This window comes from Aquiflexum sp. (assembly GCF_977115555.1).
Genome location: NZ_CDSBKL010000033.1, coordinates 1 through 20,047 on the forward strand (window position 1 = coordinate 1; position 20,047 = coordinate 20,047).

The 20,047-nt window shown below is 39.4% G+C and carries 35 protein-coding genes and 1 pseudogene; all 36 read right to left on the reverse strand.

What is annotated here, in order from left to right; genetic code table 11:
* Positions 1 to 1,034: glutamine-hydrolyzing carbamoyl-phosphate synthase small subunit (gene carA, locus ACZFYI_RS03640; RefSeq protein ID WP_462522765.1), on the reverse strand; the 1,034-nt coding region annotated here is incomplete at its 3' end.
* A gap of 127 nt (positions 1,035 to 1,161) precedes the next feature.
* Positions 1,162 to 1,656 (reverse strand): 50S ribosomal protein L17, encoded by a 495-nt coding sequence (gene rplQ / locus ACZFYI_RS03645; protein ID WP_462522766.1) that lies wholly within the window; start codon positions 1,654 to 1,656, stop codon positions 1,162 to 1,164.
* Between the two features lie 6 nt (positions 1,657 to 1,662).
* Positions 1,663 to 2,652 (reverse strand): DNA-directed RNA polymerase subunit alpha, encoded by a 990-nt coding sequence (locus ACZFYI_RS03650; RefSeq protein ID WP_462522767.1) that lies wholly within the window; start codon positions 2,650 to 2,652, stop codon positions 1,663 to 1,665.
* 30 nt (positions 2,653 to 2,682) lie between these two features.
* The gene (rpsD, locus tag ACZFYI_RS03655) at positions 2,683 to 3,285 is read right to left on the reverse strand and encodes a 30S ribosomal protein S4 (protein ID WP_462522768.1); all 603 of its coding nucleotides are present in this window, start codon (positions 3,283 to 3,285) and stop codon (positions 2,683 to 2,685) included.
* Between the two features lie 20 nt (positions 3,286 to 3,305).
* The gene (gene rpsK, locus ACZFYI_RS03660) at positions 3,306 to 3,704 is read right to left on the reverse strand and encodes a 30S ribosomal protein S11 (protein ID WP_084118500.1); all 399 of its coding nucleotides are present in this window, start codon (positions 3,702 to 3,704) and stop codon (positions 3,306 to 3,308) included.
* Positions 3,705 to 3,719: 15 nt separating this feature from the next.
* Positions 3,720 to 4,097: a 30S ribosomal protein S13 gene (gene rpsM, locus ACZFYI_RS03665; protein WP_462522769.1), complete on the reverse strand. Its 378-nt coding sequence runs from the start codon at positions 4,095 to 4,097 to the stop codon at positions 3,720 to 3,722.
* Positions 4,098 to 4,102: 5 nt separating this feature from the next.
* Complete coding sequence (rpmJ, locus tag ACZFYI_RS03670; RefSeq protein ID WP_081624975.1) at positions 4,103 to 4,219, reverse strand: 50S ribosomal protein L36; 117 nt, start codon at positions 4,217 to 4,219, stop codon at positions 4,103 to 4,105.
* 6 nt (positions 4,220 to 4,225) lie between these two features.
* Positions 4,226 to 4,444 (reverse strand): translation initiation factor IF-1, encoded by a 219-nt coding sequence (infA, locus tag ACZFYI_RS03675; protein ID WP_009034195.1) that lies wholly within the window; start codon positions 4,442 to 4,444, stop codon positions 4,226 to 4,228.
* Between the two features lie 2 nt (positions 4,445 to 4,446).
* A complete protein-coding gene (gene map, locus ACZFYI_RS03680) occupies positions 4,447 to 5,220 on the reverse strand; it encodes a type I methionyl aminopeptidase (protein WP_462522770.1) in 774 nt (257 codons plus the stop codon).
* On the reverse strand, positions 5,217 to 6,539 hold the full coding sequence (secY, locus tag ACZFYI_RS03685) for a preprotein translocase subunit SecY (RefSeq protein WP_462522771.1): 1,323 nt from the start codon (positions 6,537 to 6,539) through the stop codon (positions 5,217 to 5,219). Before secY ends, map begins: the two co-directional genes overlap by 4 nt.
* Before the next feature lie 4 nt (positions 6,540 to 6,543).
* Positions 6,544 to 6,990: a 50S ribosomal protein L15 gene (rplO, locus tag ACZFYI_RS03690; protein ID WP_462522772.1), complete on the reverse strand. Its 447-nt coding sequence runs from the start codon at positions 6,988 to 6,990 to the stop codon at positions 6,544 to 6,546.
* Positions 6,991 to 6,992: 2 nt separating this feature from the next.
* Positions 6,993 to 7,172, reverse strand: coding sequence for a 50S ribosomal protein L30 (gene rpmD, locus ACZFYI_RS03695; RefSeq protein WP_462522773.1), 180 nt, complete (start codon positions 7,170 to 7,172; stop codon positions 6,993 to 6,995).
* 6 nt (positions 7,173 to 7,178) lie between these two features.
* Entirely contained in the window at positions 7,179 to 7,697 is a 519-nt protein-coding gene (gene rpsE, locus ACZFYI_RS03700) for a 30S ribosomal protein S5 (protein ID WP_113924118.1), read from the reverse strand.
* An 8-nt stretch (positions 7,698 to 7,705) separates the two neighbouring features.
* On the reverse strand, positions 7,706 to 8,056 hold the full coding sequence (gene rplR, locus ACZFYI_RS03705; protein WP_462522774.1) for a 50S ribosomal protein L18: 351 nt from the start codon (positions 8,054 to 8,056) through the stop codon (positions 7,706 to 7,708).
* A 5-nt stretch (positions 8,057 to 8,061) separates the two neighbouring features.
* A complete protein-coding gene (rplF, locus tag ACZFYI_RS03710; protein ID WP_462522775.1) occupies positions 8,062 to 8,619 on the reverse strand; it encodes a 50S ribosomal protein L6 in 558 nt (185 codons plus the stop codon).
* Positions 8,620 to 8,628: 9 nt separating this feature from the next.
* Positions 8,629 to 9,024, reverse strand: a complete 396-nt coding sequence (rpsH, locus tag ACZFYI_RS03715; protein ID WP_462522776.1) for a 30S ribosomal protein S8 — start codon at positions 9,022 to 9,024, stop codon at positions 8,629 to 8,631.
* Positions 9,025 to 9,109: 85 nt separating this feature from the next.
* On the reverse strand, positions 9,110 to 9,379 hold the full coding sequence (rpsN, locus tag ACZFYI_RS03720) for a 30S ribosomal protein S14 (RefSeq protein WP_462522777.1): 270 nt from the start codon (positions 9,377 to 9,379) through the stop codon (positions 9,110 to 9,112).
* 8 nt (positions 9,380 to 9,387) lie between these two features.
* A complete protein-coding gene (gene rplE, locus ACZFYI_RS03725) occupies positions 9,388 to 9,942 on the reverse strand; it encodes a 50S ribosomal protein L5 (RefSeq protein WP_462522778.1) in 555 nt (184 codons plus the stop codon).
* Complete coding sequence (gene rplX, locus ACZFYI_RS03730) at positions 9,935 to 10,279, reverse strand: 50S ribosomal protein L24 (protein ID WP_462522779.1); 345 nt, start codon at positions 10,277 to 10,279, stop codon at positions 9,935 to 9,937. Before rplX ends, rplE begins: the two co-directional genes overlap by 8 nt.
* Before the next feature lie 2 nt (positions 10,280 to 10,281).
* Complete coding sequence (rplN, locus tag ACZFYI_RS03735) at positions 10,282 to 10,650, reverse strand: 50S ribosomal protein L14 (protein WP_009183371.1); 369 nt, start codon at positions 10,648 to 10,650, stop codon at positions 10,282 to 10,284.
* 2 nt (positions 10,651 to 10,652) lie between these two features.
* Positions 10,653 to 10,916 (reverse strand): 30S ribosomal protein S17, encoded by a 264-nt coding sequence (gene rpsQ, locus ACZFYI_RS03740; protein WP_241127433.1) that lies wholly within the window; start codon positions 10,914 to 10,916, stop codon positions 10,653 to 10,655.
* A 7-nt stretch (positions 10,917 to 10,923) separates the two neighbouring features.
* The gene (gene rpmC / locus ACZFYI_RS03745) at positions 10,924 to 11,118 is read right to left on the reverse strand and encodes a 50S ribosomal protein L29 (protein WP_462522780.1); all 195 of its coding nucleotides are present in this window, start codon (positions 11,116 to 11,118) and stop codon (positions 10,924 to 10,926) included.
* A gap of 8 nt (positions 11,119 to 11,126) precedes the next feature.
* A complete protein-coding gene (gene rplP, locus ACZFYI_RS03750) occupies positions 11,127 to 11,546 on the reverse strand; it encodes a 50S ribosomal protein L16 (RefSeq protein ID WP_113924108.1) in 420 nt (139 codons plus the stop codon).
* Between the two features lie 23 nt (positions 11,547 to 11,569).
* A complete protein-coding gene (gene rpsC, locus ACZFYI_RS03755) occupies positions 11,570 to 12,310 on the reverse strand; it encodes a 30S ribosomal protein S3 (protein WP_462522781.1) in 741 nt (246 codons plus the stop codon).
* A 9-nt stretch (positions 12,311 to 12,319) separates the two neighbouring features.
* On the reverse strand, positions 12,320 to 12,709 hold the full coding sequence (gene rplV / locus ACZFYI_RS03760) for a 50S ribosomal protein L22 (RefSeq protein WP_462522782.1): 390 nt from the start codon (positions 12,707 to 12,709) through the stop codon (positions 12,320 to 12,322).
* 2 nt (positions 12,710 to 12,711) lie between these two features.
* Positions 12,712 to 12,990 (reverse strand): 30S ribosomal protein S19, encoded by a 279-nt coding sequence (gene rpsS, locus ACZFYI_RS03765; protein ID WP_113924105.1) that lies wholly within the window; start codon positions 12,988 to 12,990, stop codon positions 12,712 to 12,714.
* Positions 12,991 to 12,992: 2 nt separating this feature from the next.
* Positions 12,993 to 13,817: a 50S ribosomal protein L2 gene (gene rplB, locus ACZFYI_RS03770; RefSeq protein WP_462522783.1), complete on the reverse strand. Its 825-nt coding sequence runs from the start codon at positions 13,815 to 13,817 to the stop codon at positions 12,993 to 12,995.
* A gap of 13 nt (positions 13,818 to 13,830) precedes the next feature.
* The gene (gene rplW / locus ACZFYI_RS03775) at positions 13,831 to 14,118 is read right to left on the reverse strand and encodes a 50S ribosomal protein L23 (protein ID WP_113924103.1); all 288 of its coding nucleotides are present in this window, start codon (positions 14,116 to 14,118) and stop codon (positions 13,831 to 13,833) included.
* A 4-nt stretch (positions 14,119 to 14,122) separates the two neighbouring features.
* Entirely contained in the window at positions 14,123 to 14,752 is a 630-nt protein-coding gene (gene rplD, locus ACZFYI_RS03780) for a 50S ribosomal protein L4 (protein WP_462522784.1), read from the reverse strand.
* Positions 14,753 to 14,756: 4 nt separating this feature from the next.
* Positions 14,757 to 15,389: a 50S ribosomal protein L3 gene (rplC, locus tag ACZFYI_RS03785; protein ID WP_462522785.1), complete on the reverse strand. Its 633-nt coding sequence runs from the start codon at positions 15,387 to 15,389 to the stop codon at positions 14,757 to 14,759.
* A 250-nt stretch (positions 15,390 to 15,639) separates the two neighbouring features.
* On the reverse strand, positions 15,640 to 15,945 hold the full coding sequence (rpsJ, locus tag ACZFYI_RS03790) for a 30S ribosomal protein S10 (protein WP_462522786.1): 306 nt from the start codon (positions 15,943 to 15,945) through the stop codon (positions 15,640 to 15,642).
* Between the two features lie 13 nt (positions 15,946 to 15,958).
* Positions 15,959 to 18,076 (reverse strand): elongation factor G, encoded by a 2,118-nt coding sequence (gene fusA / locus ACZFYI_RS03795; protein ID WP_462522787.1) that lies wholly within the window; start codon positions 18,074 to 18,076, stop codon positions 15,959 to 15,961.
* Between the two features lie 6 nt (positions 18,077 to 18,082).
* Positions 18,083 to 18,550, reverse strand: a complete 468-nt coding sequence (rpsG, locus tag ACZFYI_RS03800; protein ID WP_113924100.1) for a 30S ribosomal protein S7 — start codon at positions 18,548 to 18,550, stop codon at positions 18,083 to 18,085.
* Between the two features lie 18 nt (positions 18,551 to 18,568).
* Positions 18,569 to 18,994, reverse strand: a complete 426-nt coding sequence (rpsL, locus tag ACZFYI_RS03805; RefSeq protein ID WP_113924099.1) for a 30S ribosomal protein S12 — start codon at positions 18,992 to 18,994, stop codon at positions 18,569 to 18,571.
* Between the two features lie 100 nt (positions 18,995 to 19,094).
* Positions 19,095 to 19,424 carry a DUF3467 domain-containing protein gene (locus tag ACZFYI_RS03810; RefSeq protein WP_462522788.1) on the reverse strand — a complete coding sequence of 110 codons (330 nt, stop codon included), beginning with the start codon at positions 19,422 to 19,424 and terminating at the stop codon, positions 19,095 to 19,097.
* A 70-nt stretch (positions 19,425 to 19,494) separates the two neighbouring features.
* Positions 19,495 to 20,047: pseudogene (locus ACZFYI_RS03815) on the reverse strand (DNA-directed RNA polymerase subunit beta'); the annotation flags it as partial.

The window sequence follows — 20,047 nt, forward strand, 5'->3', positions numbered from 1 at the left end:
GAGGACTCAGGATGGTATTGTACAGAAAAAGCGGGTTTGCCGGTTAATTTAATTCCGGCAACTGTATTGTCATTTAGGTGTATATGCGTCATTTCGACGATATCGCTTTTCTCTACATCTTCCCTATTAACAACAAAACCATGGTTTTGTGAAGTGATTTCACTTTTTCCCGTTTGGAGGTTTTTGATAGGGTGATTCAAGCCCCTATGGCCATGGTGCATTTTATAGGTGGAAATACCACAGGCTTCAGCAAGGATCTGGTGACCTAGACAAATCCCGAACAATGGCTTATTTGTACCTAGGATGTCTTTTGCAGTCTGGACGGCATAATCCATAACAGCCGGATCACCCGGTCCGTTGGAAAGAAAATAGCCGTCAGGATTCCAAACTTCCATTTCAGCCAAGGTGGTCTTTGCAGGGAAAATTTTACAATAAACACCTCGATCAGCCAAGTTTCTCAATATATTCCTTTTAATACCAAAATCAAGGCATGCGACTTTTATGGCTGATGATTCCTCTCCAAAAAAGTAAGGCTCAGTCGTACAAACTTGTGACGATAGCTCCAAACCATTCATGTCGGGAATTTTATTCAATTCAGCCATAAGGCCGGCTAAGTCGCTTTCAAATTCTGAGCTGATGATTGCATTCATTGCTCCTTTTGAACGAAGATGCCTTACAAGTTTCCTTGTATCAATATCAGCAATCCCTGTAATGCCATATTTGACAAGATAGTCCTGTAAAGAACCACTAGCATCAAGTCTGCTGAATCCTTCGGAGAAACTGTTTACCACTATCCCTGCTATAGTCGGGTGGTCCGATTCTACCTCAGAATCTATGACACCGTAGTTTCCAATATGAGAGGTTGTAGTAACCACAATTTGTCCTGTATAAGAAGGATCTGTGTAGATTTCTTGGTATCCGGTCATGCCTGTGTTGAAACAAATTTCACCGCCGTTGGTACCATTACTCCCGATTAAGGTACCATGAAAAATGGTGCCGTCAGCCAATAGAAGGGTTGCTTTTTGCTTATTCATTGTTATTTTTTGGACTTGTCAAAGTTAAGGATTTTTGGAGTATTAGCCTTGGTAATTTGATCTGGAAATAAAAAAAGGGATTGAACCAAAGTCCAATCCCTTTATATTTAGAATCATCTGACATGAATTATTCACCAGTATTTTCTTCTTTATTCTCTTCAGCTTTTTCGACAGGAGCCTCAGCGGAGTCAGTTGCTTTAGCTGAACTTCTTCTGCTTCTTCTAGTTGTCTTTTTGGCTGGTTGAGCATCTTTCAACATCAATTCATTGAAGTCTACTAGCTCAATGATACACATTTCTGCATTATCACCAAGTCGGAAATTGGTTTTGATGATTCTAGTATAACCACCAGTTCTTGTTCCAACTTTTTCTACAACATCACCAAACAAGGCTTTGATACCTTCTTTATTTTGAAGGTAAGAAAATACTATCCTTCTGTTGTGTGTTGTATCTTCTTTAGCTCTGGTAATCAGAGGCTCTACATATTTTCTTAGCTCCTTTGCCTTGGCAAGCGTCGTAGAAATACGCTTATGAAGAATCAGGGAAGTTGCCATATTAGAAAGCATCGCCTTCCTATGACTGGCTGTCCTGCCAAGGTGGTTGAATTTCTTACCGTGTCTCATTTTAAATTATTCTTCATCAAGTTTATACTTAGCCAAATCCATACCAAAGGTGAGGCTTTTTTCTTGGATCAACTGCTCCAATTCAGCAAGGGATTTTTTACCAAAATTCCTGAACTTCATCATATCTGAAATTTCGAGTCTAGCTAGGTCTCCCAAGGTTCTCACATCAGCAGCTTTAAGACAGTTGAATGCTCTAACAGAAAGATCCAAATCGCTCAAAGGAGTTTTAAGAAGCTTTCTCATATGCAAGAATTCTTCGTCGATTGGTTCAGGCTCAGACACTCCTGTAGAATCCAAAACCATCGTCTGGTCTGAAAACAACATGAAATGTTGGATCAAAATCTTCGCAGATTCCTGAAGCGCCTTTTCAGGGTGGATAGATCCGTCAGTGGTAACCTCCAAGATCAACTTTTCAAAGTCAGTCTTTTGCTCAACCCTGGTATTTTCCACGCTGTATTTCACATTTTTAATTGGAGTGAAAATGGCATCGATAGGAATTACTCCAAAGATCTGCTCTTTCGGTTTTGATTCTTCAGCGGGAAGATATCCTCTACCTTTTTCTACTGTTAGTTCAATTTCAAAACTCTTAGTATTATCAAGGTGGCAGATAATCAGCTCAGGATTCAAAACTTCAAAAGAAGAGGTGAATTTGGCTATATCTCCTGCAGTGAAAACAGGCTGGTTTTTTACCTCAACAGTTATCTTCCCATCAATTGAATCATGGACTTTTTTAAATCTAACTTGTTTGAGGTTCAGAATGATATCAGTCACATCTTCAACAACGCCCTCGATTGTAGAAAACTCATGTACTACCCCAGGAAGCTTCACAGAAGTGATCGCATAACCTTCCAATGAGGATAAAAGTATTCTCCTCAAGGCATTACCGATGGTGACCCCGTAACCCTTTTCAAGAGGTTTGAAGGTGAATAGACCGTGAAAATCATCGGCTTTTTCCATTACCACTTTCTCGGGCATTTGAAATGCTAATATGGACATATCAATAGTTCTGTTTAAGTCTGAAAGTAATTATTTAGAGTAAAGTTCGACGATCAACTGTTCCTTGATATTCTCAGGAATATCATCTCTGGTCGGAATCGATACAAACTTACCTGCTAAAGAGGTGTTATCCCACTCTAACCAAGAATAACGTGTACTTCTACCTGCAAGGCTATTGGTGATTGCTTCAAGAGATTTTGAACGTTCTCTTACAGATACAACATCACCTGGCTTCAAGGTATAAGATGGAATATTGACTAGTTCACCGTTTACAAGAATATGTTTGTGGGAAACAAGTTGCCTTGCACCTCTTCTTGTAGGGGCAATACCTAGTCTATAAACTGTATTATCCAATCTTGATTCCAATAACTGGAGGAGGTTTTCACCCGTAATTCCTTGTTTTCTGGAAGCAATATCAAACATTTTAGCAAATTGTCTTTCTAATACACCATAGATGTATTTAGCCTTTTGCTTTTCAGCAAGCTGAATAGCATATTCGGACTGCTTTTTTCTTCTACCTCTTCCGTGCATTCCGGGAGGGTAATTTTTCTTTTGGAGAGCTTTGCTGTATCCTTCGATAGGCTCACCGAATCTTCTGGCGATCTTTGCCTTTGGACCTGTATATCTTGCCATTATATATCTTCTTTAAGAAATTATACTCTTCTACGTTTTGGAGGGCGACATCCATTATGTGGAAGTGGGGTCACATCCACGATGGTAGTTACATCCAGTCCTACATTTTGCAAAGTTCTGATGGCGGACTCACGTCCTGCACCAGGTCCTTTTACAAAAACCTCAATTTTTCTCAATCCAAGGTCATATGCTACTTGTCCGCAATTTTGTGCGGCCATTTGTGCGGCATAAGGAGTGTTCTTTTTGGAGCCTCTGAATCCCATTTTACCGGCAGAAGCCCAAGAGATCACTTGACCAGAATTATTGGTAATAGAGATGATAATGTTGTTAAAAGAAGCTTTGATGTGAACTTGGCCCACAGCTTCTACCTTAACTACTCTTTTTTTACCTTTAGCTTTATCGTTTCTTTTCTGAGCCATAATCTAATTCAAGATTTATTTAGTTGCCTTTTTCTTGTTAGCAACAGTCTTTCTCTTACCTTTTCTTGTTCTCGCGTTATTCTTGGTTTTCTGACCACGAACAGGAAGACCTTTTCTGTGTCTCAAACCTCTATAACATCCAATATCCATTAATCTCTTAATGTTCAATTGGATTTCAGACTTCAATGCACCTTCGGTTCTAAATTCCTCAGATATGATAGTTCTGATAGCGGTTGATTCATCATCATCCCACTCACCTGCTTTCTTGTCGAAAGAAATTCCTGCTTTTTCTAGTATTGATCTCGCTGAGCTCCTACCAATTCCGAAGATGTAGGTCAAGCCGATCTCACCACGCTTGTTGTCTGGTATGTCAACACCTGCAATTCTTGCCATAATGATTAACCTTGTCTTTGTTTAAACTTAGGATTTTTCTTGTTGATGACGTAAAGTTTTCCATTTCTTCTGACAACCTTACAATCAACACTTCTCTTTTTGATTGATGTCTTTACTTTCATGACATTTTATTTGTATCTGTAAACGATTCTACCTTTTGAAAGATCATACGGAGAAAGTTCCAATTTAACTTTATCCCCCGGAAGGATCTTGATATAATTCATTCTCATTTTACCGGAAATATGGGCAATTAATTGATGTCCATTTTCCAATTCCACTTTAAACATTGCATTGGACAATGCCTCTACGATAGTCCCATCTTGTTCAATAGATGTCTGTTTTGCCATACTTAGAATTTGAAATTTTCTTCTATATATTGGTGAGTAGTCAAAATCTCTGTTCTATCCTCAAAGATTGCCACCGTATGTTCATAATGCGCTGACTGCTTTCTGTCGGCTGTTCTAATCGTCCAACCATCTCTTTCTTGAACAATATTCCTTGTTCCAAGATTGATCATCGGCTCAATGGCTATCACCATACCAGCTTTAAGAAGAGGACCGCTTCCTTTTTTACCATAATTGGGTACCTCGGGAGATTCATGGAGATTTTTTCCTAAACCATGGCCAACCAATTCCCTTACTACGGTATATCCTTTGGCTTCTACAAATTTTTGAATAGTAAAACCTATATCTCCAATTCGATTACCAAAAACAGCCTTTTCAATACCTAAATAAAGAGAATCCTTCGTTGCTTTGAGCAATGACAATACTTGGGGAGAAACTTCACCGACAGGGTAAGTATAAGCGCTATCGCTATGAAAACCTTGGTGAAAGACTCCACAATCTACTGAGATTATATCGCCATCTTTCAAAATATAACTACTAGGAAAACCATGAACCACCACTTCATTTACTGAAATACAAAGAGAGGAAGGAAATCCATTATAGCCCTTGAAGGATGGTACACCGCCGTTATCACGAATGTACTCCTCTGCTATTTTGTCAAGAAAAGAGGTCTTTACCCCTTCTTTAATATGTTTGGCCACTTCTCCGTGAGCCTTTCCTAGAATTTGAGCGCCTTGTTTGATTATCTGAACTTCCTCGGAAGTTTTGTAATGAATCATACAGCGGCAGCGTAATTTGTAGGATTGTTTTTCATATTTCCGCTCTTCATCATACCCTCATAGTGTCTCATCAACAAATAACTTTCTATTTGTCTTAAGGTATCCATAATTACACCCACCATAATCAATAGAGAAGTACCTCCATAGAACTGTGCAAACTCACCACCAACACCTGCAATAATTGCAAAAGCTGGAAGTATAGCTATAAGAGATAATAACAAAGAACCAGGTAGTGTTATTCGGGAAATGATGTTATCAATGAAATCCGAGGTCGGAGCGCCTGGTTTGATACCAGGTACAAAACCACCATTCCTTTTCAAATCCTCAGCAATCTGCTCCGGATTAACCGTAATTGCAGTATAAAAGAAAGTGAAGAGAATAATCATAGTTGCAAATACGAGGTTGTATTGCCAAGAAGTGAAATCACTAAACGTGCTACCAATGTAATTGGCAATATCACTTTCAGAAGACCAAATCTGTGCAATTAGTGCAGGTAAAAACATCAATGACTGTGCAAAGATAATGGGCATAACACCGGAAGCATTTACTTTAATTGGTATATACTGCCTTTGTCCTCCATATACTTTTCCACCTACAACCTGCTTTGCATATTGGACAGGAATTCTTCTAGTAGCTTCAGTCATGGCAACCACACCAAGAACTACGAAGAACAATACCCCTGCTTCTATAAGGAGAAGCAACATTCCAGAAGTTCCTTTTGACAATACTTCTGCTATAATTGCTCCAGGAAATCTTGAAATGATACCAATCATAATCAACATTGATATACCATTTCCTATTCCTTTCTCAGTAATCTTCTCTCCAAGCCACATACAAAACATTGTACCAGCTGTCAAAAGAACAAGTGAACTAAACATGAAGAGTGTAGTTCCAACCATCACTGCCCCAGTAGGAAGGATCGTTGCTGTAATATATCCTACACCTTGCGCTATGGTAATCAATATAGTGAGAACCCTAGTAAACTGATTAATTCTCTTCCTACCCGACTCTCCTTCTTTTTGAAGTTTTTGAAAATACGGCACTCCAACAGTCAATAACTGTAGCACAATTGAAGCGGAAATGTATGGCATGATTCCCAATCCAAAAATGGAAGCGTTACTAAACGCACCACCTAAGAATGTGTCAATCAGGCCAAAAATACCTTCCGGGGCATCGCCAAGTTTAGACGGGTCTACGCCAGGCAACACTATAAAAGAACCCAATCTAAAAACAACAAGAAAACCTATTGTATTTAAAATTCGGATCCTTAGATCTTCAATAGAAAAGATATTCTTAACTGTTGAGATAAACTTTTTCATTTATTTAAAGCTTGTTTACTGTTCCGCCTACTTTTTCAATGGCTTCCACAGCAGAAGCAGAGAATAAGTGTGCACTTACATTTAATTTGGCTGTAAGTTCGCCTCTACCCAACACTTTTACAACATCTTTTTTAGAAACCAATCCATGTTCTACCATTGTATCAAATGAAATTGTTTCCAAATTAAATTCAGTCGCCAAATTTTGGATTGCATCCAGGTTGATTGGCTTGTGGACTGTAGTATTAAGGCTCTTGAACCCAAACTTTGGAACTCTTCTTTGGAGAGGCATTTGACCGCCTTCAAATCCAAGTTTAGACTTATATCCGGATCTTGATTTGGCCCCTTTGTGACCTCTTGTAGAGGTCCCTCCTCTTCCTGAACCAGTACCTCGTCCGATTCTTTTGCTTGATTTAACCGAACCTTCTGCAGGTTTTAATGTATGTAGTTTCATAATTAAGCTTCCTCCACTTTTACAAGGTGACTAACTTTCCTTACCATACCAGCAATTGCAGGATTACTTTCAATCTCTACAGACTTGTTGATTTTACCAAGTCCAAGCGCTACAATTGTAGCTTTTTGGTCTTTAGGTCTTTTTATGGTACTTTTTATCTGAGTTATTCTGATCTTTCCCATCTTAAATTAACCGTTAAAAACTTTTGACATTTTAACTCCTCTTTGCTGGGAAACAGCTATAGCATCTCTCAACTGCACCAATGCATCGATCGTAGCTTTTACCACATTATGTGGGTTAGAAGATCCTTTTGATTTGGCCAATACGTCGGTCACACCAGCACTTTCCAAAACAGCACGCATCGCACCACCGGCAATTACTCCTGTACCTGCAGCGGCCGGCTTGATAAGTACAAAACCTCCACCAAATTTACCTAACTGCTCATGAGGAATAGTACCTTTCAAAACAGGAACCCTTACAAGGTTCTTTTTTGCATCTTCGATACCTTTTGTGATTGCGTCGGTAACTTCATTGGCTTTGCCAAGTCCATACCCTACAACACCGGCACCATCACCTACTACTACAATTGCAGAGAATGAAAATCTCCTACCACCTTTTACTACTTTAGCAACTCGGTTGATAGCAACAACTTTCTCTTTTAATTCAGTATCTGTTGCCCTAATTGGTTTTCTTTTTACCTGAGACATAATATCTATTAAAATTTAAGGCCACCTTCTCTTGCACCATCAGCAAGAGCTTTAACATTACCGTGATATAAATAACCACCTCTGTCAAAAACGACATCTGTGACACCATTTGCTACAGCTCTTTCTGCTAATTTCTTTCCAACCTCTTTTGATACCGTAACATTAGCATTTTTAACGGATCCTAATTCTTTGGATGATGCATGAGCAAGAGTATGACCTTTTAGATCATCAACTAACTGCGCATATATACCGGTATTACTTTTGAATACAGACAAACGAGGTCTTGAATCAGTACCAGAAATCTTTCTTCTGATACTTCTTTTGATTCTAAGTCTTCTTAAACTCTTATTAAAGGCCATATTAATTATTTTTTACCGGCAGTTTTACCAGCCTTACGTCTAACAATTTCTCCAACAAAGCGTACACCTTTACCTTTATATGGTTCTACTTTACGCAATGACTTAATCTTGGCAGCAATTTGCCCAACCAATTCTTTATCAATACCTTCCAATGTAATAATTGGATTTTTACCTTTGGCTGTTTCAGTTTTTAGAGAAACGGACTCAGGAAGCGCAAAAAAGATGTTGTGTGAATAACCTAAGGAAAGTTCAAGAACTTGTCCCTGATTAGACGCCTTATAACCCACCCCAACCAATTCTAGGTCTTTTTTGTACCCATCAGATACTCCAACGACCATGTTGTTGATAAGAGATCTATAAAGTCCATGGAGAGACTTGTGTCTTTTAGAATCTGTGGGTCTTTCGAGGATAATTTCCTTTCCTTCCACCTTCACAGCAATGTCGGGATTCACATCCCTACTTAGAGTACCCTTGGGACCTTTAACAGTAACTGCATTGAATGCAGTCACGTCTACAGTAACACCCGCAGGTATATTTATTGGTTTTTTACCTATTCTAGACATGACGGTATATTAATAAACGTAGCAAAGTACTTCACCTCCAACACCTTCGGTGCGAGCTTCCTTATCAGTCATAACACCTTTGGAAGTAGAGAGGATTGCAATTCCAAGGCCATTGATGACCCTTGGAAGATCTTCATGTTTTACATATTTTCTTAGACCTGGCTTACTAACTCTACTCAGGCTTACGATGGCATTCTGCTTTGTCGATGGGTTGTATTTCAAAGCTATTTTGATGACCCCTTGAGGACCATTCTCATCAAATTTGTAGTTTTGAATATAACCTTTATCATGAAGCACCTTCGTGATCTCCTTTTTAATATTAGAAGCAGGCATCTCAACGATTCTATGAGTTGCCTTTATGGCATTTCTCAATCTTGTCAGATAATCAGCTATTGGATCAGTCATAATTATATAAGTCTAACTGCACTTTCCCGCTAAGGGAGTGCAAAGTTACACAATGATTTTTAGAATAAAAACTCTTGTTTGAATTTTACCAGCTAGACTTAGTAATTCCAGGGATTTTTCCTGCTGAAGCCATTTCTCTAAAGGTTACCCTGTTGATTCCGAACTTCCTCATATACCCTTTTGGACGACCTGTCAATTTACACCTGTTATGCAATCTAACCGCGGATGAGTTCTTAGGTAATTTATCCAACCCTTCAAAATCTCCGGCTGCTTTCAACAAAGCACGCTTTTTAGCATATTTTGCTACAAGACTTTCTCTTTTACGCTCACGAGCTTTGAGTGACTCTCTTGCCATAATATTTCTTAATTATTTTTGTTGATAAAAGGCATACCAAAAGCTTTCAATAAAGCATAGCTTTCTTCATCTGTCTTAGCGGAAGTCACAATAGTGATATCCATACCAGAGATTTTATTCACTTTTTCAATGCTAATTTCAGGGAAAATAATCTGCTCGGTCACACCTAAGGTGTAATTGCCTCTTCCATCAAAACCTTTGTCATTGATACCTTTGAAATCTCTAACTCTAGGAAGTGCTATGGTCATCAAACGGTCTAAGAACTCATACATTCTGTTACCCCTTAAAGTAACTTTAGCTCCGATAGGCATTCCTTCTCTCAACTTAAAGTTGGAAACAGAAGTTTTTGCTTTTGTTGCAACAGCCTTTTGGCCAGCAATCAAAGAAAGTTCTTCAACACCCTGATCGACCAATTTTTTATCTGCTACAGCTGCTCCAATACCTTTGTTGATCACAATTTTGGTCAACTTTGGGACCTCCATCACTGAACTATACTGAAATTTTTCCTTCATTGCAGGCACTATTTCAGCCATATATCTATCTTTAACTCTTGGATTAGCCATTGATCACCTCCCCAGTTTTCTTAGAATATCTAACTAGTTTACCTTTCTCATTTTCTTTTCTTCCTGTCCTTGTAGCTTCTCCTGTTTTAGGATCTACAAGCATAAGATTACTTAGATGCAAAGAAGCCTCTCTTTTTTCAATTCCTCCCTGAGGATTGGATGCAGTTGGCTTAACGTGCTTGGTTACCGTATTGATACCTTCTACTATCGCCCTTCTTTTGGTAGGATCGACAGAAAGTATTTTACCTGATTTGCCTTTATCATCACCTGACAATACCTTAACAGTATCACCGGTTTTGACATGCAATTTTGGTTGTTTGTTGAATTTTCTTTCCATGATTACAATACTTCTGGGGCTAAAGACACAATCTTCATAAATTGCTTCTCTCTCAACTCTCTGGCCACAGGTCCGAAAATACGGGTACCTCTTGGCTCATCGTTGTTGTTCAAAAGAACAGCTGCATTATCTTCGAATCTGATATATGAACCGTCTTTTCTTCTGATTTCTTTCTTCGTTCTCACGATAACCGCTTTAGAAACGGTACCTTTTTTCATGTTGCTTGAAGAAAGAGCAGATTTAACAGTTACGACAACTTTATCACCAATTGAGGCATACCTTTTTTTGGTACCTCCCAATACACGGATTACAAGTACCTCTTTGGCACCTGAATTATCCGCTACACCTAGTCTGGATTCTTGTTGTATCATGATTACTTAGCCCTTTCTATTATTTCAACCAATCTCCAACGTTTGTTCTTACTCAGCGGACGAGTTTCGCTAATTCTGACAGTATCGCCTTCATTAGCCTCATTTTTCTCGTCATGAACCATAAATTTTGTAGTCTTAGCAACAAATTTACCATAGATGGAATGTTTTACTTTCCTTTCTACAGCTACAGTGATGGACTTATCCATCTTGTTACTAACTACCTTACCTGTTCTTTCTTTACGAAGATTTCTCTCAGCAGTAGCCATCTTATTATTATTTAGCTAATTGTTTCTCGGACAAGGATGTTTTCAATCTTGCGATCAGCTTCCTTGATTCCTTTATTTTATTGGGATTTTCAATTGGAGAGATAGCATGGGCAAAATTCAACTTTGACAAATTGACCTGCTCAGCGGCTATACGTTCCATTATTTCACTTTCGGAAAGTGATCTTATCTCTGCGTTTTTCATAGTTTCTATTATCCAACGTAATCTCTACGTACTACGAATCTTGTACTTACTGGAAGTTTCTGTTGTGCCAATCTCAAAGCTTCGTTAGCTACTTCAAGAGTTACACCAGTTGCTTCGAAAAGGATAGTGCCTGGCTTAATCACTGCAACCCAATATTCTGGAGCACCTTTACCCTTACCCATACGAACCTCTGCAGGCTTTTTGGTGATAGGTTTGTCAGGAAAAATCCTAATCCAAACCTGACCTTCTCTTTTCATCGCTCTCGTCATGGCAATACGTGCTGCCTCAATCTGACGGGAGGTTATCCATCCTGGCTCGAGGGATTTGATACCAAAGTTGCCAAAAGAAAGTTCGTGACCTCTTTGAGCAAGTCCTTTGACTCTACCCTTATGCATTTTTCTAAATTTCGTTCTTTTCGGCTGTAACATGATTTCTCACTTAAGGGTGAAAATTAGTTATTTCTCTTTCTTCTCTTAGGACCACCTTCTCTTCGCTTTCCTCTAGCTGCTGCAGAAGCATTGGTTTTTGGCTCGTTGGCTGCGCCTACGTTAGGAGATAGATCTCTTTTCCCGTAAACTTCACCTTTAAATATCCAAACCTTGATACCGATGATTCCATAAACGGTATTGGCCTCAGAAACTGCATAGTCTATGTCAGCTCTTAATGTATGTAAAGGAATCCTTCCTTCTTTATACATCTCAGATCTTGCCATTTCAGCTCCGCCTAGTCTACCTGAAAGTTTAACTTTGATACCTTCTGCACCAACTCTCATAGTAGCAGCAATAGATTGCTTCATTGCTCTTCTGAATGAGATACGTGCTTGAAGTTGTTGCGCGATAGATTCACCAACCAATTTGGCATCCATTTCTGGACGTTTAATTTCAAAAATGTTAATTTGAACATCTTTGTTGGTCAATTTTTTCAATTCCTCTTTAAGCTTATCAACTTCGGCTCCACCTTTCCCTATAACTACCCCAGGACGGGCAGTATGGATGGTAAGAGTGATTCTCTTCAAAGTTCTCTCGATGACAACTTTTGAGATTCCTCCTTTTGGAATCCTGGCGGTAACATATTTTCTGATCTGCTGATCTTCATACAGCTTTTCAGCGAAATCTTTTCCGCCATACCAGTTGGAATCCCAACCTTTGATTACACCAAGTCTAAAACCAATTGGGTTTACTTTTTGTCCCATAGTCTGATTTTAATTAGATTTTTCTGTTGTTTCAACTTGATCAGCGGTAACATCTGTACTGTAGGAATCTACAATCAAAGTTACATGATTCGATCTTTTTCGAATTCTGTGAGCTCTTCCCTGTGGTGCAGGTCTAAGTCTTTTGAGCATGCGTCCTTCATCCACGAAGATTGTCTTTAGAAACAAATCAGCTTCTTCAATCTTTTCATCCGGATTTTTCGCTTGCCAGTTGGCTACAGCAGAAAGCAGAAGTTTTTCGATTCTAGCCGCTCCACTATTGGGAGTGAACTTCAAAATGCTTAATGCCTGTCCTACTCTTTTACCTCTTACGAGGTCTGCGACCAATCGCATTTTACGGGGAGAGGTAGGAACGTTATTTAATCTTGCTATTGCTTCCATGATTATCTCTTTCCTTTATCTTTCTTGGCAATGTGACCTCTAAAGTTCCTAGTAGGTGCAAATTCTCCAAGTTTATGTCCTACCATATTGTCTGTAACAAATACAGGTATAAACTTATTGCCGTTATGCACAGCGAATGTATGGCCTACGAAATCCGGAGAAATCATTGATCTTCTTGACCAAGTCTTGATGACTGATTTTTTTCCGGTCTCGTTCATTACATCCACCTTCTTCAATAAGTGGTGCTCTATATAAGGACCTTTTTTTAATGAACGTGCCATATCTATTTGGTTCTTTTGCTGATAATGAATTTGTTAGAATACTTTTTAGGACTTCTTGTTTTCTTGCCTTTGGCAAGTAAGCCTTTCCTTGACCTTGGATGACCTCCTGAGGACCTACCTTCGCCACCTCCCATAGGGTGGTCAACAGGGTTCATAGCGACACCTCTTGTTCTTGGTCTTCTTCCTAACCAACGGTTTCTACCAGCTTTACCAAGTACCACATTCATATGGTCTGCATTAGAAACAGTACCAACAGTAGCCATACAGGTTCCGAGAACAAGTCTCATCTCTCCCGAAGGCAATTTAATGGTCACATACTTTCCATCTCTTGCAACAACCTGACCATAACCACCTGCACTACGTGCCATAGCTCCGCCTTTACCGGGCTTAAGCTCAATATTATGGACAATGGTACCCAAAGGCACATTGACAAGATGCATAGCATTTCCGATCTCTGGAGCCACAGTTTCGCCAGAAATTACTTTCTGACCGACTTGGATTCCGTTCGGTGCGATAATATAAGCCTTTTCACCATCCGAATACTGCAACAATGCAATACGTGCAGTTCGGTTTGGATCATATTCTACTGAAAGAACTTCAGCTACTACACCGAACTTATTTCTCTTGAAATCAATAATTCTAAGTCTTTGCTTATGACCACCACCAATATATCTGTTGGTCATTTTACCAGTGTTATTTCTACCACCTGACTTTGGTTTCGGAGCCAAAAGAGATTTCTCTGGCTTTGATGTAGTTATCTCATCAAATGCCGGCGCTACTCTGAATCTGGTTCCTGGTGTTACAGGTTTTAATTTTCTAACTGCCATGATTCTGATTCAATTAAATTTCTCCGTAAAAATCAATTATTTCTCCTTCTGCAACTTTAACAATTGCTTTCTTATAAGGTGCACTAAAGCCAGAAACAATTTTTGTTTTAGTATATCTTGTCTTTGGCTTGCCTGCATACCTCATGGTACGGACATCCAAAACTTTTACACCATACATTTTTTCAACGGCTCTTTTGATTTCAGGCTTGGTAGCAGTTTTCTCGACTGCGAAACCATAAACACCTTGCTCATTCATTGCTGAAATCTTCTCTGTAATCAAAGGTTTTTTAAGTGTTGCCATCTTCTTACTTCAATAAAAGGGTTTCTAACATACTTACTGAACCTTCACACAATACCAGATTGTCAGCATTTAACAATTCATAAGTATTTATATTTTCAACTGTCATCACTTTAGACTTCTTCAAGTTTCTGCTAGACAAATAAACGTTCTTGTTGATTTCAGGAAGAACCAATAATGTTTTCTTATCTGATAAAGAAAGACCGTTCAACATTGCTATATAGCTCTTGGTCTTTGGAGCCTCAAAGGAGAAATTTTCCAAAACCAATACACTATTTTCTTTTGCCTTATATGACAAAGCAGACTTTCTTGCCAATTGCTTAAGCTTCTTATTTAGTTTGAAGGAATAATCTCTTGGAACAGGTCCAAAAACCCTTCCTCCTCCTCTAAACAAAGGCGACTTAATAGAACCTGCTCTGGCTCCACCTGTACCTTTTTGCTTTTTGATCTTTTTGGTAGATCCAGCAATCTCATTTCTTTGCTTGGCTTTGTGTGTACCTTGTCTTTGGTTTGCCAAATATTGCTTCACATCCAGGTAGATCGCATGATCGTTAGGTTCGATCGCGAAAATGTCATCTGAAAGATTGACTTTCCTACCTGTGTCTTCACCGTTATATTTTAATACAGCTAATTCCATTTTCTTACTTCTCTAGAATAACGAAAGAATTTTTTGGACCTGGCACAGAACCACTTACCAGTAAAAGGTTTTTGTCAGGATAGATTCTAAGGACTCTCAAATTGATCACCTTTACCCTATCACCACCAGTTCTACCAGCCATTCTCATTCCTTTGAATACTCTGGATGGCCAAGAACAAGCACCAATTGAACCAGGATGTCTTGCCCTGTTATGCTGACCGTGGGTTGCTCCACCGACACCGGCAAAACCATGACGCTTAACAACACCTTGGAAACCTTTACCTTTGGAAGTTCCAATTGCATCTACGAAATCACCTTCGATGAATACTTCGCCTGCTTTAACAGTCTTCCCAAGATCAACCTGACCTTCAAATTCGATTCTGAAGTCTCTGAATTCAACAACCTTCTGTTTTGGTGTGGTGCCGGCTTTTTTAAAGTGGCCCATCAACGGTTTTGGCGTATTTTTTTCTTTACGCTCACCATATGCCAATTGAACAGCGTTGTACCCGTCTGTTTCTACATTTTTTACTTGCGTCACTACGCAAGGACCAGCTTCTATTAGCGTGCATGCGACGTTTCGTCCATCGGCACTGAAAATGCTAGTCATTCCTACTTTTTTACCTATTATTCCAGACATCTTCTGTTGTATAATAATCTTGAAACCAAAGCCTTTAAGCGCTTAGGTGCTTTTTTAAGGACTGCAAAGTTAGGGTTTTTCCCGCAGCTTACAAATCCCAACTTTAATATTTTCAATTATTTACGAAAATAAATTTGGCTACAAGGCTAAATTCAGACCTTATTACTAAATAAACTTCCTAACACATGTGGGCAAAAGAAAAACCCGTACCAGATTGGTACAGGTTTTTCATCAATATGTTACCTATCCGTCAGACTTTGATTTCTACATCAACTCCACTTGGTTGCTCGATCTTCATCAATGCATCAACGGTTTTAGAGCTATTGCTATAGATATCAACCAATCTTTTGTAAGTACAAAGCTGGTATTGATCTCTTGCTTTTTTATTTACGTGTGGGGATTTCAACACAGTAAACTTCTCTTTCTTTGTAGGCAAAGGGATGGGCCCAACCACAATTGCTCCGGTTGCTTTTACCGCCTTTACGATCTTCTCAGATGACTTATCCACCAGGCTATGATCGTATGATTTCAATTTTATTCTGATTTTCTGATTCATTTTCTGTCAAAATTTAGGCTTTTTCACCTTTTACTTTTGCAATCACGCCTTCTGCAATGTTGTTTGGCACCGGCTCATAGTGAGAGAATGTCAAAGAGGCAGAAGCTCTACCTGAAGAATTTGTTCTCAAGTCGGTAACATATCCGAATAACTCAGACAAAGGGACATTTGCTTTGATGACGGTTGAGGTACCTTTGGTATCCATTCCTTTCATCATTCCCCTTCTCCTGTTTAAGTCTCCGGTAATTGGACCTGTGTACTCATCAGGAGTCACAACTTCCACGCCCATGATAGGCTCAAGTAACTGTGGCTTACATTTTTTAGCTGCTTCTTTGAATCCAATTCTTGCTGCTAATTCGAAAGAAAGCGCATCAGAGTCAACATCATGGAAAGAACCATGAAACAACCTTACCTTCATAGATTCGATTGGATAACCTGCCAATGGGCCGTTTTTCATTGCCTCATTAAAGCCTTTCTGAATTGCCGGAATAAATTCTCTTGGAATCACACCACCTACGATACCATTTACAAAATCAAGACCTGGCTTGATCTCGTTGGTAACAGGATCTGGATCTTTAGGGCCAAGTTCAAATACGATATCGGCAAATTTTCCTTTACCACCTGTCTGCTTCTTATAAACTTCCTTGTGTTCAACAGAACCAAACAAAGCTTCTTTGTAAGCAACTTGAGGAGCACCTTGATTGATTTCAACCTTAAATTCCCTTTTTAAACGGTCAATGATAATTTCCAAATGGAGTTCACCCATACCTCTTAGAATAGTCTGTCCAGTTTCCTGATCAGTGTTAACCTGAAGAGTAGGATCTTCTTCTACCAATTTGGAAATAGCCATACCCAATTTATCTACATCAGCTTGAGTTTTTGGCTCAATTGCATATCCGATAACAGGCTCCGGGAACACCATTGATTCAAGTACTACTTTGCGCTTTTCATCACAAAGGGTATCCCCTGTTTTGATGTCTTTGAAACCAACGACAGCACCGATATCACCTGCAACCAATCTTTCGATTTGGTTTTGTTTGTTAGCGTGCATTTGAAATACCCTTGAGATACGCTCTTTATTGCCTGAACGGCTGTTAAAGATATAAGAACCAGATTCCAAAACACCTGAATACGCTCTTACAAAGCAAAGACGGCCCACAAATGGGTCAGTTGCGATTTTAAAAGCCAATCCTGTAAATGGTTCTTTTTCGTCAGGTCTGATGACAACTTCTTCCTCAGAATCAAGACCTGTAGCAATGATATCATCTTTGTCCAAAGGAGAAGGAAGCAATTCCATCACAAGATCAAGCATGGTTTGCACACCTTTATTCTTGAACGAGGAACCACAAACCATTGGAACAATTTTCATGTCAATGGTTGCTCTTCTCAATGCAGAAAGAATCTCAGCTTCTGTGATAGATTCTGGATCATCAAAAAATTTCTCCATCAATGACTCATCATAATCAGCCACTGCCTCAAGAAGGTGTTCTCTGTATTCAGCAACTTCCTCAAGCATGTCAGCAGGAATGGGAACTTCTGTAAAAGTCATCCCTTTATCTTCCTCGTTCCATACTATGCCTCTGTTGTTGATCAGATCGACTACTCCTTTAAAATTATCTTCAGCACCGATTGGAAGCTGCAAAGGAACCGCATAGCTTCCCAACATTTCCTTTACCTGCTTACAAACTTCAAGGAAGTTAGCGCCGGAACGATCCATTTTGTTAACAAAACCTATACGGGCCACCTTATAGTTATCGGCAAGTCTCCAGTTTGTCTCTGATTGAGGCTCAACACCATCAACAGCACTAAATAGGAAAACAAGCCCATCCAAAACTCTCAAGGAACGATTTACCTCAACGGTAAAATCAACGTGGCCTGGAGTATCGATAATGTTAACTTGGTATTTATTTTTTCTGTAATTCCAAAACACAGTGGTAGCAGCAGAAGTAATGGTAATACCTCTTTCCTGCTCTTGTGCCATCCAGTCCATTGTCGCCGCACCATCGTGAACTTCACCGATTTTGTGACTGACACCTGAATAGTAGAGTATGCGTTCTGTAGTAGTTGTTTTACCGGCATCAATATGCGCGGCAATGCCAATGTTCCTAGTGTATTTTAAATCTCTTGCCATTACTGATTAAAATCTAAAATGTGAGAATGCCTTGTTTGCTTCAGCCATTCTGTGTGTATCATCTTTCTTCTTCACTGCAGCACCTTCGCCTTTTGAAGCAGAGATGATCTCACCTGCAAGCCTGTCCATCATTGTCTTCTCACCTCTTTTTCTGGCGTAAGTGATCATCCACTTAATACCTAGGGACGTTTTTCTTTCAGGTCTAACTTCCATTGGAACCTGGAATGTAGCACCACCAACTCTACGACTCTTCACCTCTACGGCTGGAGTTATATTGTTAAGCGCTTTTTTCCAAACCTCAAGACCGTTCTCACCTACTTTTGATTCTACCTTCTCGACTGCGTCGTAGAAGATTTTGTAAGCAATACTCTTCTTACCATCTACCATCAGACAGTTGACGAACTTGGTTACCAAGGTGTCGCCGAACTTCGGGTCAGGAAGAATATATCTCTTCTTTGGTTTCGCTTTTCTCATTTCTTTAATTAGTTATTATTATTTCTTTTTTGCTGGAGCACCTTTTGCTGGGGCACCTTTAGCAGCTTGACCTGGCTTAGGTCTCTTAGCACCGTACTTGGAGCGACCTTGCTTACGGTCTTTTACTCCTGCAGTATCCAATGCACCTCTGATAATGTGGTAACGTACACCTGGAAGATCCTTCACACGACCACCTCTGATCAATACGATAGAGTGTTCTTGCAAATTGTGACCTTCACCCGGAATGTAGGCGTTTACCTCTTTACCATTCGTCAATCTTACCCTAGCCACTTTCCTCATCGCTGAGTTAGGCTTCTTAGGCGTGGTAGTGTACACCCTGGTACAAACACCTCTCCTTTGAGGACAAGAATCCAAAGCTCTCGATTTGGATGTAGTCTCAAGGGTGGTTCTACCTTTTCTTACTAACTGTTGTATAGTAGGCATTAACTGATAAAATTTATTTTTCTTCCTTTAACTTGTGAATTTTGGACTGCAAAGGTATGCAAATAGGTAAAACAAACAAAATTAAGCTGTTATATTTTTGTCAAGCCTCCCCAAAGTTTCCTCCGAAGTTTAATGGAAAACTTGGTCCTTCTGAACCACCTTCTATTTTCCCAAAAGCTTGTTCGTATTTACTGATATTGTCTTTAAGTGCTGCCAATAGCCTTTTAGCATGATCCGGAGTCATAATGATCCTTGATTTTACTTTTGCCTTTGGTACACCGGGCATCAATCTGATAAAATCTATCACAAACTCTGAATTGGAATGGGCGATCATGGCGAGGTTGCTATAAATGCCTTCTGCAATTTCTTCCGAAAGTTCAACATTGATTTGTTGATCCATTACTGATTTTTGTCCTTTTCCGTCTTCCATGGTGAGTATATTTTGATGAAAAAAGGCCTGTATTGGATACAGGCCTTTTATGTATGAATAAATCAATTTTTTATTTTACTGTTTCTCTGGATTTGTTGAATGACCTTTCTTTCTCTGCAGAAAGTCTGTCATAATCCTCCTGAGATCCTACAATGATCTCGGCGAATCCTCTCTGTCCGGTACCTGCAGGGATCAAATGTCCTACAATTACGTTTTCTTTAAGACCCAACAATTCATCACGCTTACCTCTGATGGCAGCTTCACTCAATACCTTGGTTGTCTCCTGGAAGGAAGCAGCCGAGATAAAGCTTTCAGTTCCCAAAGAAGCAGCAGTGATTCCTTGTAAAGTTGGCTGAGAGACGGCTGTTTCTGCATCTCTTACCTGTACAAGTTTCAGATCCTTACGCTTTAAGCTAGAATTTTCATCTCTCAATCTTCTTGAGGTGATGATCATACCTGGCTTCAAGGTAGAAGAATCTCCGGCATCCATTACTACTTTCTTGTCAAGAATATTGTCGTTCTCTTCTCTGAATGCCCACTTATCTACAATCTGGTTTTGAAGGAATCCGGTATCACCTGCATCAAGGATTTCAACTTTCTGCATCATCTGGCTTACAATCACC

Coding starts and splice junctions, on each gene's coding strand:
- rplQ (WP_462522766.1), bottom strand. CDS start 1,656: ATGAGACACGGTAAGAAATTCAACCACCTTGGCAGGACAGCCAGTCAT.
- ACZFYI_RS03650 (WP_462522767.1), bottom strand. CDS start 2,652: ATGTCCATATTAGCATTTCAAATGCCCGAGAAAGTGGTAATGGAAAAA.
- rpsD (WP_462522768.1), bottom strand. CDS start 3,285: ATGGCAAGATATACAGGTCCAAAGGCAAAGATCGCCAGAAGATTCGGT.
- rpsK (WP_084118500.1), bottom strand. CDS start 3,704: ATGGCTCAGAAAAGAAACGATAAAGCTAAAGGTAAAAAAAGAGTAGTT.
- rpsM (WP_462522769.1), bottom strand. CDS start 4,097: ATGGCAAGAATTGCAGGTGTTGACATACCAGACAACAAGCGTGGTGAG.
- rpmJ (WP_081624975.1), bottom strand. CDS start 4,219: ATGAAAGTAAAGACATCAATCAAAAAGAGAAGTGTTGATTGTAAGGTT.
- infA (WP_009034195.1), bottom strand. CDS start 4,444: ATGGCAAAACAGACATCTATTGAACAAGATGGGACTATCGTAGAGGCA.
- map (WP_462522770.1), bottom strand. CDS start 5,220: ATGATTCATTACAAAACTTCCGAGGAAGTTCAGATAATCAAACAAGGC.
- secY (WP_462522771.1), bottom strand. CDS start 6,539: ATGAAAAAGTTTATCTCAACAGTTAAGAATATCTTTTCTATTGAAGAT.
- rplO (WP_462522772.1), bottom strand. CDS start 6,990: ATGAAACTACATACATTAAAACCTGCAGAAGGTTCGGTTAAATCAAGC.
- rpmD (WP_462522773.1), bottom strand. CDS start 7,172: ATGGGAAAGATCAGAATAACTCAGATAAAAAGTACCATAAAAAGACCT.
- rpsE (WP_113924118.1), bottom strand. CDS start 7,697: ATGTCTCAGGTAAAAAGAAAACCAATTAGGGCAACAGATACTGAATTA.
- rplR (WP_462522774.1), bottom strand. CDS start 8,056: ATGGCCTTTAATAAGAGTTTAAGAAGACTTAGAATCAAAAGAAGTATC.
- rplF (WP_462522775.1), bottom strand. CDS start 8,619: ATGTCTAGAATAGGTAAAAAACCAATAAATATACCTGCGGGTGTTACT.
- rpsH (WP_462522776.1), bottom strand. CDS start 9,024: ATGACTGATCCAATAGCTGATTATCTGACAAGATTGAGAAATGCCATA.
- rpsN (WP_462522777.1), bottom strand. CDS start 9,379: ATGGCAAGAGAGTCACTCAAAGCTCGTGAGCGTAAAAGAGAAAGTCTT.
- rplE (WP_462522778.1), bottom strand. CDS start 9,942: ATGGCTAATCCAAGAGTTAAAGATAGATATATGGCTGAAATAGTGCCT.
- rplX (WP_462522779.1), bottom strand. CDS start 10,279: ATGGAAAGAAAATTCAACAAACAACCAAAATTGCATGTCAAAACCGGT.
- rplN (WP_009183371.1), bottom strand. CDS start 10,650: ATGATACAACAAGAATCCAGACTAGGTGTAGCGGATAATTCAGGTGCC.
- rpsQ (WP_241127433.1), bottom strand. CDS start 10,916: ATGGCTACTGCTGAGAGAAATCTTCGTAAAGAAAGAACAGGTAAGGTA.
- rpmC (WP_462522780.1), bottom strand. CDS start 11,118: ATGAAAAACGCAGAGATAAGATCACTTTCCGAAAGTGAAATAATGGAA.
- rplP (WP_113924108.1), bottom strand. CDS start 11,546: ATGTTACAGCCGAAAAGAACGAAATTTAGAAAAATGCATAAGGGTAGA.
- rpsC (WP_462522781.1), bottom strand. CDS start 12,310: ATGGGACAAAAAGTAAACCCAATTGGTTTTAGACTTGGTGTAATCAAA.
- rplV (WP_462522782.1), bottom strand. CDS start 12,709: ATGGAAGCAATAGCAAGATTAAATAACGTTCCTACCTCTCCCCGTAAA.
- rpsS (WP_113924105.1), bottom strand. CDS start 12,990: ATGGCACGTTCATTAAAAAAAGGTCCTTATATAGAGCACCACTTATTG.
- rplB (WP_462522783.1), bottom strand. CDS start 13,817: ATGGCAGTTAGAAAATTAAAACCTGTAACACCAGGAACCAGATTCAGA.
- rplW (WP_113924103.1), bottom strand. CDS start 14,118: ATGGCAACACTTAAAAAACCTTTGATTACAGAGAAGATTTCAGCAATG.
- rplD (WP_462522784.1), bottom strand. CDS start 14,752: ATGGAATTAGCTGTATTAAAATATAACGGTGAAGACACAGGTAGGAAA.
- rplC (WP_462522785.1), bottom strand. CDS start 15,389: ATGTCTGGAATAATAGGTAAAAAAGTAGGAATGACTAGCATTTTCAGT.
- rpsJ (WP_462522786.1), bottom strand. CDS start 15,945: ATGAATCAGAAAATCAGAATAAAATTGAAATCATACGATCATAGCCTG.
- fusA (WP_462522787.1), bottom strand. CDS start 18,076: ATGGCAAGAGATTTAAAATACACTAGGAACATTGGCATTGCCGCGCAT.
- rpsG (WP_113924100.1), bottom strand. CDS start 18,550: ATGAGAAAAGCGAAACCAAAGAAGAGATATATTCTTCCTGACCCGAAG.
- rpsL (WP_113924099.1), bottom strand. CDS start 18,994: ATGCCTACTATACAACAGTTAGTAAGAAAAGGTAGAACCACCCTTGAG.
- ACZFYI_RS03810 (WP_462522788.1), bottom strand. CDS start 19,424: ATGGAAGACGGAAAAGGACAAAAATCAGTAATGGATCAACAAATCAAT.